General features: G+C 53.9%; 10 protein-coding genes and 2 tRNA genes. 9 read left to right on the top strand and 3 right to left on the bottom strand.

The genetic code is table 11. The annotated features are described in order from the left end of the window. Positions 1–80: 80 nt before the first annotated feature. Together FY046_RS22950 and FY046_RS22945 are read left to right on the top strand one after the other, a co-directional pair. A tRNA-Asp gene (locus FY046_RS22950) sits at positions 81–157 on the top strand. A gap of 54 nt (positions 158–211) precedes the next feature. After that, positions 212–287, top strand: a tRNA-Trp gene (locus tag FY046_RS22945). A gap of 132 nt (positions 288–419) precedes the next feature. Here the strand turns inward: FY046_RS22945 and hdfR are convergent. After that, positions 420–1,247, bottom strand: a complete 828-nt coding sequence (gene hdfR, locus FY046_RS22940; RefSeq protein WP_133846884.1) for an HTH-type transcriptional regulator HdfR — start codon at positions 1,245–1,247, stop codon at positions 420–422. 121 nt (positions 1,248–1,368) lie between these two features. Here hdfR and FY046_RS22935 point away from each other — a divergent pair, with 121 nt between their 5' ends. Further along, positions 1,369–1,707 (top strand): DUF413 domain-containing protein, encoded by a 339-nt coding sequence (locus tag FY046_RS22935; RefSeq protein WP_062749119.1) that lies wholly within the window; start codon positions 1,369–1,371, stop codon positions 1,705–1,707. A gap of 32 nt (positions 1,708–1,739) precedes the next feature. Here FY046_RS22935 and FY046_RS22930 read toward each other — a convergent pair whose 3' ends face one another. Then, positions 1,740–3,263, bottom strand: coding sequence for a YifB family Mg chelatase-like AAA ATPase (locus FY046_RS22930; protein ID WP_167864774.1), 1,524 nt, complete (start codon positions 3,261–3,263; stop codon positions 1,740–1,742). Between the two features lie 340 nt (positions 3,264–3,603). Here FY046_RS22930 and ilvL point away from each other — a divergent pair, with 340 nt between their 5' ends. The 6 genes from ilvL (at position 3,604) to ilvA (ending at position 10,154) form a co-directional block, all read left to right on the top strand. Beyond that, positions 3,604–3,702 (top strand): ilv operon leader peptide, encoded by a 99-nt coding sequence (ilvL, locus tag FY046_RS22925; protein WP_105595116.1) that lies wholly within the window; start codon positions 3,604–3,606, stop codon positions 3,700–3,702. A 140-nt stretch (positions 3,703–3,842) separates the two neighbouring features. Further along, positions 3,843–5,489 carry an acetolactate synthase 2 catalytic subunit gene (ilvG, locus tag FY046_RS22920; RefSeq protein WP_159338528.1) on the top strand — a complete coding sequence of 549 codons (1,647 nt, stop codon included), beginning with the start codon at positions 3,843–3,845 and terminating at the stop codon, positions 5,487–5,489. Then, on the top strand, positions 5,486–5,743 hold the full coding sequence (gene ilvM / locus FY046_RS22915; protein WP_133846881.1) for an acetolactate synthase 2 small subunit: 258 nt from the start codon (positions 5,486–5,488) through the stop codon (positions 5,741–5,743). The genes ilvG and ilvM overlap by 4 nt, the downstream gene beginning before the upstream one ends. Positions 5,744–5,761: 18 nt before the next feature. Then, the gene (locus FY046_RS22910) at positions 5,762–6,688 is read left to right on the top strand and encodes a branched-chain amino acid transaminase (RefSeq protein WP_133846880.1); all 927 of its coding nucleotides are present in this window, start codon (positions 5,762–5,764) and stop codon (positions 6,686–6,688) included. A gap of 65 nt (positions 6,689–6,753) precedes the next feature. Then, positions 6,754–8,604, top strand: coding sequence for a dihydroxy-acid dehydratase (gene ilvD / locus FY046_RS22905; RefSeq protein WP_133846879.1), 1,851 nt, complete (start codon positions 6,754–6,756; stop codon positions 8,602–8,604). A 5-nt stretch (positions 8,605–8,609) separates the two neighbouring features. Continuing rightward, on the top strand, positions 8,610–10,154 hold the full coding sequence (gene ilvA / locus FY046_RS22900; RefSeq protein ID WP_133846878.1) for a threonine ammonia-lyase, biosynthetic: 1,545 nt from the start codon (positions 8,610–8,612) through the stop codon (positions 10,152–10,154). Here the strand turns inward: ilvA and ilvY are convergent. Beyond that, positions 10,151–11,032: an HTH-type transcriptional activator IlvY gene (gene ilvY / locus FY046_RS22895; protein WP_133846877.1), complete on the bottom strand. Its 882-nt coding sequence runs from the start codon at positions 11,030–11,032 to the stop codon at positions 10,151–10,153. The two genes, ilvA and ilvY, sit on opposite strands and share 4 nt — an antisense overlap. Positions 11,033–11,034 lie beyond the last annotated feature (2 nt).

The raw sequence follows: 11,034 nt of genomic DNA, 5'->3' as shown, positions 1-11,034 counted from the left end.
TAGTTCCTTTTCCCCTGACAAGGAAAATAACAGGAACAAACTTGTATCAGACGTTTTCTGATGTGAGTGTAAGGACCGGTGGAGCGGTAGTTCAGTTGGTTAGAATACCTGCCTGTCACGCAGGGGGTCGCGGGTTCGAGCCCCGTCCGTTCCGCCAATTATTAAAAATTATGCCTGCTAAATTTAGCAGGCATAATGTTAAGCATAATTTAGGGGCGTAGCTCAGTTGGTAGAGCACCGGTCTCCAAAACCGGGTGTCGCGAGTTCGAATCTCTCCGCCCCTGCCAAATAAAAACAATCCTTTGCTTCGGCAAAGGATTTTTTTTGTCTAAAATTCCTGCCATGTTACCCCTGTAATCATCTTAAAAGCATAAAAAAGGACCAGCAAGCTGGTCCGATTCGATGGTTATTTATACGCTTTATGCTCTTATATTGACCGGAGACTTAATGAGTTGTCGGATATATGCCTGCTGATCGCTGTTTTGTAGCCATACCGCATACAGCGGTCTGGATGCGACAGCGGTATCAGGGATGACTAGCAGATCGCTGTACTCTTTCCCCCACACATCCGGTAAAAATGCACAGGCCCCAGTGGTATGCAGCAGTTGCCTGGCCAAATGTGCTGAGGTTGTTGTTAGTACCGGAACATCATCAGCGCCGGCAAGATAACTTTCATGTTGATGAAAATCAGCACCCCATTCCAACTTAATGTAATCATATTTCTCCTTTTTCTCGGATTTTTTTGACCGGAAAAGAGTCAGTGAAATATGGCCAATTTGCTGACTGGTCAGCTCATCCATTTTGGGGGCTTCGGTCGTAATAAGCAGGTCAAGTTGTCTCTCATGTAGCTGTTTAACCAGCAAATGACGCTGCGCAACACGCGCTTCCAGATGTAAGCTCTCACGGTTCTCATACAGCGTTTGCAGCCAGGGTGTCAGATAAGCCTCCCACAGAGAAGCACTGGCCCCGATCGACAGCTCGTGATGTTGCTGAGTGTGCGCTACCTCTTTCTTAGCCATCAGCCATGTGCTCATCAGGCTCTCTGCATAGGGCAGCAAACGCTCCCCTGCAGACGTCAGTCTGATGTTATTACGATGGCGGGTAAAAAGGTTCACTCCCAGCTGATTTTCAAGCTGTCTGATGCGAAAACTTACAGCAGATTGCGTGAGATAGAGTGCTTCTGCGGCACGTCCAAAGTGGCGAGTTCTGCTCACTTCAAGAAAGGTTTTCAGTAATTCCGTATCCACATCCATCTCCTAAAAAACATTTGTCGTTATGATTTAAATGTTTTGTTTTACACTCTGTCAAGCCTATCTAATACTCCGCGCCATAAATAGCACGGCCATAAATGAGTTAGGAGCGTGTAAAATGGCGGAAAGCTTCGCAACAACGAATCGTTTTTTTGATAACAAACATTACCCTCGCGGGTTCTCCCGTCACGGTGATTTCACCATCAAAGAAGCCCAACTTCTTGAGCGTTATGGTTACGCTTTCAACGAACTGGACCTGGCAAAACGTGAGCCAGGTACGGAAGAAGAGCGTCTGTTCATTGAGGTGTGCCGGGGCGTGCGTGAGCCGCAAACCGAGGCAGAAAAAGTCTGGTCAAAATATATGACCCGAATTAAACGTCCTAAACGTTTCCATACCCTGTCCGGCGGTAAACCGCAGATGGAAGGCGTTGAAGACTACACGGATAGTGACGATTAAGAAAAAGGGGCTTCGGCCCCTTTTTCATTTCCCTACTGCAGGCTGTTATGCAGATGAATCAGCAGGCGGTCGATCCCTCGGTAACTAACGGCTTCCGTTAAATGCTCCCTGCTAACCTCGTTCTCCCCTGCCAGATCGGCAATCGTACGTGCCACCTTCAGCAAACGTTGCCATGCCCGCACTGACAGCCCCAGTTGGTTCAGCACTTGCTCCAGCCATTGAGCATCCTCAGGCGTAAGTGTACAGCATGCCTTGATATCGTTGTTGTTCATTACCGCATTCACTTTGCCGCAGCGATTGATCTGGCGTTCCCGTGCGGCCAGCACACGTTCACGCACCTGCTGACTGGACTCTCCATTACCCTGTTGTGTACTCAACATCCCTGGTGGTAGTAACGGCACTTCAAGAGAGAGATCAAAACGATCGAGAAAAGGGCCAGACAGACGGCTGAGATAACGTAATGTCTGCTGGGGTGAACTTCGATTATGTGGGCCGCTATAATGCCCGGTTGGGCTGGGGTTCATTGCGGCGATCAGCTGAAAGCGTGCCGGATAGGTGATTTTGGCACGTGCCCGCGAAATACTGATCTCCCCTGATTCAAGCGGTTCACGCAGTGCATCCAATGCGCGGCGTTCAAACTCCGGAAGCTCATCAAGAAACAGTATGCCGTTGTGGGCAAGGGAAATCTCACCTGGCTTAGGCAGTGAACCACCGCCGACAAGAGCATACAGAGATGAACTGTGATGAGGGGAACGGAATGGCCTCTGGCGCCACTGACGGTGCAGATCGCCACTGCCTAGCAGACTGGCTACGCTGGCACTCTCCAGGGCCTCACGATCGCTTAGAGGCGGCATCAGACCGTTCAACCGTGAGGCGAGCATCGTCTTCCCCGTGCCGGGTGGGCCAATTAAGAGCAGGTTGTGCCCACCGGCTGCTGTTACCTCCAGTGCGCGCTTGGCCTGCTGCTGGCCGATAATCTCGTTTAAATCCCCTGTAACGTGCGACAGACAGACCAGGTCGTTGCTCTGGGCTTCTTCAAGCTGCGTTCTGCCATGCAGGAAAGCACAGACCTCAAGAAGATGGCTGGCGATTAAACTTTTCCCGTGCTGGATAAGGCCAACATCATTTTGGTTATCCGCTGAGAGGATGAGTTGCCTTCCTGCATTGAGTGCCGCAACGGCTGCAGGAATTGAGCCCTGTACGCCACGTAGCGCGCCGTTGAGGGCTAACTCACCGAGGAACTCATACCCGGCAAGTTTCGCCGCAGGAATCTGCTCTGAAGCTGCCAGGATGGCTATAGCGATAGGCAAGTCATACCTGCCGCCTTCTTTCGGGAGATCGGCGGGGGCAAGATTGACGGTAATGCGTTTTGCAGGAAAGGTGAAACCGCTGTTAATGATGGCGCTGCGCACCCGGTCCCGGGCTTCTTTAACTGTCGTTTCGGGCAGACCAACCAGTGACAAAGCGGGCAGGCCATTACTCAGGTGAACTTCAACAGACACCAGCGGCGCCTGAATGCCCAATGCGGCACGGGTATTGGCAACAGATAGCGACATAGACACTCCTTGTATTCGCTACTGTGCACTGTCGATTTGCCTCTGACGAGGATGACATCAGGAATTTGTATGCTGCGCCGTAATGAATTTCATCAGGTCGACAGCGGAAGACATCTTCGTGCGATCTGCCACGCACATTCTCACTATGTGGAAATAAAGCAGTCACGCGCCGTGAGTGATGAAAAAAATTCAATTTTTCCTTATTAACTGAATAACAATAGTTTTTTCTGGATTTGCGTCGGCCGTCATAAAATAAAGTGATGAAAAAAGTTGAATTAATGCTAATAACTGTGATAACTCTGTAGGCATTACTTCGAACAAGCGAACTAAAAGAATTCAAATGAAAGCCCTTCTACGAGTCATTAGCCTAGTCGTCATTAGCGTCGTCGTGATTATTATCACGCCGTGCGGGGCTACGCTCGGAGAAAGAAAGGCTTAAAAATCAAGCCTGATTTCGAAAGAACCCCCGCACCGAAAGGTCCGGGGGTTTTTTTTTGGCAAGGTATCAACGACAGAGGAACAGAATATGAACAGTAGCATAAAATGCTGTTGTTCCCAGCGAGAGGCGGGGGAATAACTATGAATGGTGCTCAGTGGGTGGTTCAAGCTTTGCGTGCACAGGGAGTCGAAACAGTTTTCGGCTACCCGGGTGGTGCAATCATGCCGGTCTATGACGCGCTCTATGACGGCGGTGTCGAACACCTACTGTGCCGCCACGAGCAGGGTGCAGCGATGGCCGCTATCGGCTTTGCTCGTGCAACCGGTAAAGTCGGCGTCTGTATCGCCACTTCCGGGCCGGGTGCCACCAATCTGATCACCGGGCTGGCAGATGCCATGCTGGACTCTGTTCCTATCGTCGCCATTACCGGGCAGGTCTCTTCTGCCGTGATGGGGACGGATGCTTTCCAGGAAATTGATGTTCTCGGCCTGTCGCTGGCCTGCACCAAACACAGCTTCCTCGTTGAATCCCTTGATGAACTGCCGGTGGTGATGGCCGAAGCTTTTGCCATTGCGAAATCAGGTCGGCCTGGCCCAGTACTGGTTGATATTCCTAAGGATATCCAGTTAGCGAGCGGCGATCTGGCCGCCCATCTGCTGCCAGTTGAACAGGAAATGGCACATCCTCACGCGGAATTACAGCAGGCGCGTAATCTGCTGGCGCTGGCGAAGAAGCCGATTCTGTATGTGGGCGGTGGCGTGGGTATGGCTGATGCTGTACATGCGTTGCGTGCTTTTGCGAAAGAAACGGGAATTCCCACTGTCGCAACGTTGAAAGGTCTGGGCACACCGGATGCTGATGACGAATGCTACCTGGGTATGCTGGGCATGCACGGTACCAAAGCGGCCAACCTGGCTGTGCAGCAGTGTGACCTGCTGATCGCTGTCGGGGCGCGCTTTGATGACCGCGTCACCGGAAAACTCGACACCTTCGCGCCGCATGCCAGTGTGATCCATCTGGATATTGACCCTGCCGAGCTGCATAAACTGCGCCGTGCACATGTTGGCTTACAGGGCGATCTTAATAAGCTGTTGCCTGATTTGTATCAGCCAGTATCCATCAGCGCATGGCGTGATGAAGTGAAAGCGCTGAAAGCCGATCATGGCTGGCGCTATGATCATCCCGGCGAGGCGATTTTTGCTCCGCTGTTTTTAAAACAGTTATCAGATCGTAAACCGCAAAGTGCGGTAGTGACTACCGATGTGGGCCAGCACCAGATGTGGGCTGCACAGCATATGAGTTTTAACCGTCCGGAGAATTTCATCACCTCCAGCGGTCTGGGCACGATGGGCTTCGGCCTGCCCGCAGCCGTGGGTGCGCAGGTTGCCCGTCCAGATGACACGGTCATCTGCGTCTCGGGCGATGGCTCCTTTATGATGAATGTCCAGGAACTGGGCACCGTTAAGCGTAAACAGCTGCCGGTAAAAATCGTTTTGATGGATAACCAGCGCCTGGGGATGGTACGCCAGTGGCAGCAGTTGTTCTTCGAAGAGCGTTACAGCGAAACGAATCTTTCAGATAACCCCGATTTTCTCATCCTGGCCAGTGCATTTGGCATTCCTGGCCAGCGCATTACCCGTAAAGATCAGGTCGACGCCGCATTAGACGCTTTGCTGCACAGTGAAGGGCCATACATGCTCCACGTCGCGATTGATGAGCATGAGAACGTTTGGCCTCTGGTACCACCGGGCGCCAGCAACGAAAATATGATGGAGAAGACTTCATGAAACAGCATCAATTGTCTATAGAAGCACGCTTTCGCCCGGAAATACTGGAACGCATTTTGCGCGTCGTTCGTCACCGTGGCTTCCAGGTGTGCTCAATGAACATGGCGTCGCTGGTCAATACTGACAATATTAATATTGAGATGACCGTTGCCAGCCAGCGCTCTGTCGATTTACTGTCAACGCAGTTAAGTAAATTGATGGACGTTGCATGCGTTCAGATCCAACAACAAACAACACAACAAATCCGCGCATAAGCGCGCAAGGAAACAAGAATGACGAAGAAAGCAGACTTTATCTGGTTCAACGGCGAGATGGTAAAATGGGAAGACGCAAAGGTCAGCGTGATGTCCCATGCACTGCACTACGGCACTTCAGTGTTTGAAGGCGTACGTTGCTATGACTCGCATAAAGGACCAGTAGTCTTCCGCCATCGTGAACATATGCAGCGCCTGCGCGATTCTGCAAAAATCTACCGTTTCCCGGTCAGCCTGAGTGTTGATGAGTTGATGGAAGCCTGCCGCGCCACACTGCGCAAGAACAACCTGAAAAGCGCCTATATTCGTCCATTAGTCTTCGTGGGTGACGTCGGTCTGGGTGTTAACCCGCCGGACGGCTACGAAACGGATGTGATCATCGCAGCCTTCCCATGGGGCGCCTACCTGGGTGCTGAAGCGCTGGAGCAGGGTATTGATGCCATGGTGTCTTCATGGAACCGTGTAGCGCCAAACACGCTGCCAACCGCAGCGAAAGCCGGTGGTAACTACCTTTCTTCTCTGCTGGTCGGTAGCGAAGCACGCCGCCACGGTTACCAGGAAGGCATCGCGCTGGATACTCAGGGCTACATCTCTGAAGGTGCAGGTGAGAACCTGTTTGAAGTCAAAGACGGCATCCTGTTCACGCCGCCGTTCACCTCTTCCGCTCTGCCAGGGATTACTCGTGACGCCATCATCAAACTGGCGCAGGATATGGGTATTGAAGTTCGTGAGCAGGTACTGTCTCGTGAATCTCTGTATCTGGCTGACGAAGTGTTCATGTCAGGCACAGCAGCGGAAATCACCCCTGTACGCAGCGTCGACGGTATTCAGGTTGGCGAAGGCAAGCGTGGCCCGGTGACCGAGCGTATTCAGTCTGCATTCTTTGGTCTGTTCACTGGCGAAACGGAAGACAAATGGGGCTGGTTGGATCCGGTTAACCCATAACAAAAAATACTTTTCGCGGGCATCATTTGATGCCCGCGCACTATCTGATTTCTGGAGTAAAGAGCATGCCTAAGTATCGTTCCGCCACCACCACCCACGGCCGTAATATGGCCGGTGCCCGTGCCCTGTGGCGCGCCACAGGAATGACCGATGATGATTTCGGTAAGCCGATCATTGCGGTGGTTAACTCCTTCACGCAGTTCGTGCCGGGTCACGTTCATCTGCGCGATTTGGGGAAACTGGTTGCTGAAGAGATCGAAGCCTCTGGCGGCGTGGCGAAAGAGTTCAATACCATTGCGGTGGATGATGGTATCGCCATGGGCCACGGCGGGATGCTCTATTCTCTGCCGTCACGTGAGTTGATTGCGGACTCCGTGGAGTACATGGTCAATGCGCACTGCGCTGACGCCATGGTCTGTATTTCCAACTGTGACAAAATCACCCCGGGAATGTTGATGGCGTCACTGCGCCTGAACATTCCGGTGATCTTCGTCTCCGGCGGTCCGATGGAAGCCGGTAAGACCAAACTGTCCGACAAAATTATTAAACTCGATCTCGTCGATGCGATGATTCAGGGCGCTAACCCGAACGTCAGCGATGCGGAGAGCGACCAGATTGAACGTTCTGCCTGTCCGACCTGCGGCTCCTGTTCCGGTATGTTCACCGCCAACTCGATGAACTGCCTGACCGAAGCGCTGGGTCTGTCACAACCGGGCAACGGCTCGCTGCTGGCAACGCACGCTGACCGTAAAGAGCTGTTCCTGAATGCGGGCCGTCGTATTGTTGCGCTGACCAAGCGTTACTACGAGCAGGATGATGAAACCGCACTGCCACGCAGTATTGCCAGCAAAGCGGCGTTCGAAAACGCCATCACGCTGGATATTGCTATGGGCGGCTCAACCAACACCGTTCTGCATCTGCTGGCTGCCGCACAGGAAGGCGAAATCGATTTCGATATCTCTGACATTGACCGTCTTTCCCGCCTGGTTCCACACCTGTGCAAAGTGGCACCAAGTACCCAAAAATACCATATGGAAGACGTACACCGTGCCGGTGGCGTACTGGGCATCCTTGGCGAACTGGACCGTGCCGGACTGCTGGACAACAGCGTACGTAATATCCTCGGACTGAGCCTGCGTGAAACACTGGATCAGTACGACATCATGCTGACCAAAGATGAAGCCGTGAAAAAGATGTTCCGCGCTGGCCCGGCAGGTATTCGTACCACGCAGGCGTTCTCGCAGGACACTCGCTGGGACACGTTAGATGACGATCGCCAGGAAGGCTGTATTCGTTCACGCGAGTTCGCCTTCAGTCAGGACGGTGGTCTGGCCGTACTGTATGGCAACATTGCTGAAAACGGCTGTATTGTGAAAACAGCCGGTGTGGATGAAGGCAGCCTGGTGTTCAGTGGTCCGGCAAAAGTGTATGAAAGCCAGGATGATGCTGTTTCTGCCATTCTTGGCGGCAAAGTGGTTGCTGGTGACGTTGTGGTGATCCGCTACGAAGGACCAAAAGGGGGGCCGGGTATGCAGGAAATGCTCTACCCAACCACCTATCTGAAATCCATGGGTCTCGGTAAAGCCTGTGCGTTGATCACCGATGGGCGTTTCTCTGGCGGTACCTCCGGTCTCTCAATCGGTCATGCCTCACCGGAAGCGGCCAGCGGCGGGACCATCGCGCTGGTCAAAGATGGCGATATCATCGACATTGATATCCCGAATCGTGGCATCCAACTGGCGGTACCAGAGAATGAACTGGCTGCCCGTCGTCTGGAAGAGGATGCACGTGGCGATCAGGCCTATACGCCACACGGCCGTGAGCGTCAGGTTTCCTTCGCACTGCGCGCTTATGCCACTCTGGCAACCAGCGCCGATAAAGGTGCCGTCCGTGACAAGAGTAAGCTGGGAGGCTAACCAACATGGCTGAATCTCAACCGCTATCCGACCAGCCCACGGGCGCAGAGTATCTGCGGGCCGTGCTGCGTGCGCCGGTGTACGAAGCTGCACAGGTGACCCCGTTGCAGAAGATGGAAAAGATCTCCGCGCGTCTCGGTAATACGATTCTGGTGAAACGCGAAGATCGCCAGCCGGTCCACAGTTTCAAGCTGCGCGGCGCCTATGCGATGATCGCCGGGCTGAACGCAGAGCAGAAAGCCTGTGGTGTGATTACAGCATCTGCCGGCAACCACGCGCAGGGTGTGGCGCTGTCATCCAGCAAGCTGGGGATTAAGTCTCTGATTGTGATGCCAGTGGCAACGGCCGATATCAAAGTGGATGCTGTGCGGGCGTTTGGCGGTGAGGTTTATCTGTTTGGGGCCAACTTTGACGAGGCCAAAGCCAAAGCCATTGAGCTGTCTGAGCAGCAGGGTTACACCTTCGTGCCACCGTTCGACCATCCGATGGTGATCGCCGGGCAAGGCACGCTGGCGATGGAACTGCTGCAACAAGATGCGCATCTGGATCGTGTGTTCGTGCCGGTGGGCGGCGGCGGGCTGGCGGCAGGTGTTGCGGTGTTGATCAAACAACTGATGCCGCAGATCAAAGTGATTGCGGTGGAAGCGGCCGATTCAGCCTGTCTGAAAGCCGCGCTGGATGCCGGGCATCCGGTCGATCTGCCACGCGTCGGGCTGTTTGCCGAAGGGGTGGCGGTGAAGCGGATCGGCAGCGAAACCTTCCGTCTTTGCCAGGAGTATCTTGACGACATCATTACCGTCGACAGTGATGCGATCTGTGCCGCGATGAAAGACCTGTTTGACGATGTGCGTGCTGTGGCGGAGCCTTCGGGCGCACTGGCGCTGGCCGGCATGAAGAAGTACATCCAGCAGCACCAGATCCAGGGTGAACGCCTGGCGCATGTGCTGTCCGGTGCAAACGTTAATTTCCACGGTTTGCGTTATGTATCAGAGCGCTGTGAACTGGGGGAACAACGCGAAGCACTGCTGGCGGTGACGATCCCAGAGCAACAGGGCAGTTTCCTGCGTTTCTGTCAGCTGCTGGGTGGCCGCTCGGTCACCGAATTCAACTACCGTTACGCCAACGCAGACGATGCCTGTATTTTCGTCGGTGTACGACTGACGCGCGGATTATCCGAGCGTGAGGAGATTCTGACGCTGTTGTCAGAAGGGGGTTACAAGGTGGTGGATCTCTCCGATGACGAAATGGCGAAGCTGCACGTGCGTTATATGGTGGGCGGGCGTCCGTCAAAGCCATTACGTGAAAAGCTGTTCAGCTTTGAATTCCCGGAGGCACCCGGTGCGCTGCTTCGTTTCCTGCAAACACTGGGTACCCACTGGAATATCTCGCTGTTCCATTATCGCAGCCACGGCACGGACTATGGCCGCGTGCTGGCGGCGTTTGAACTGAGCGACAGTGAACCGAAGTTTGAAGAGCATCTGGCGGCACTGGGTTATGATTTCCACGACGAAACGCATAACCCGGCTTTCCGTTTCTTCCTGGCCGGTTAAAGCAATTTCCAGAAAGCATCAATAAGCGGCTCACTGAGCCGCTTTTTTTGTACGCAAACGCCTAACTCAAACGGCGCCACCATCTCCACATCTTCCAGTTCCAGAATACGATTGCGTATCGGTTCCGGGCTGTTCTCCAGCACCACATCCGGCAGCAGGGCAATACCACAGCCCAGCGCGACCATTGACACAATCGCTTCATGACCGGACACCGTCGCATAAATCTGAGGATTGGCGATATGACGATGACGGAACCAGAGATCAATACGCCGCCGCGAAGGGCCCTGAGCGGGGAGAATAAACGGAATTTGCGCCCAGTCGGGTTGCGGTTGCGTCGCCTGAGCCCGTACCGGACAGGGCAGTGCCGGGGCGATTAACACCAGCGGGATTAACCCCAGCGGGGTAAAACCGATGCTGGTGGGCAGCGTTTCCGGCCGTCCGGCGATGGCAATATCCACTTCGTTAGACTGCACTTTTTCCACCGCGTCGGCAGCATCGCCCGTGGTGAGTTTGATTTCGACCAGCGGATGCTCGGCACGAAAGCGATCGAGAATGGGTGGCAGATGGCTGTAAGCGGCCGTCACCGAGCAGAACATTTTCATCTCACCGCTGAGTGACGGGCCGTTCTGGCCCATCGCGTGCCGCATCTGCTGGTACTGTAGCAGCGTCTGCTGGGCAAACTGACGCAGGCGCTCTCCGGCATCGGTCAGGGTGACAGTGCGGTTATCACGCAAGAATAACGTCTGGCCAAGGTCTTCTTCCAATCGCTGGATTTGGCGTGAGAGCGTGGAAGGACTGACATGCATCGCCCGCGCACTGCGCCCGAAATGGCGGCTTTCAGCCAGATGTAGAAACAATTTCAGGTCACGCAAATCCATCA

Source organism: Erwinia sp. 1181_3, assembly GCF_052824965.1.
This window is presented reverse-complemented; position numbering and strand designations above follow the sequence as displayed.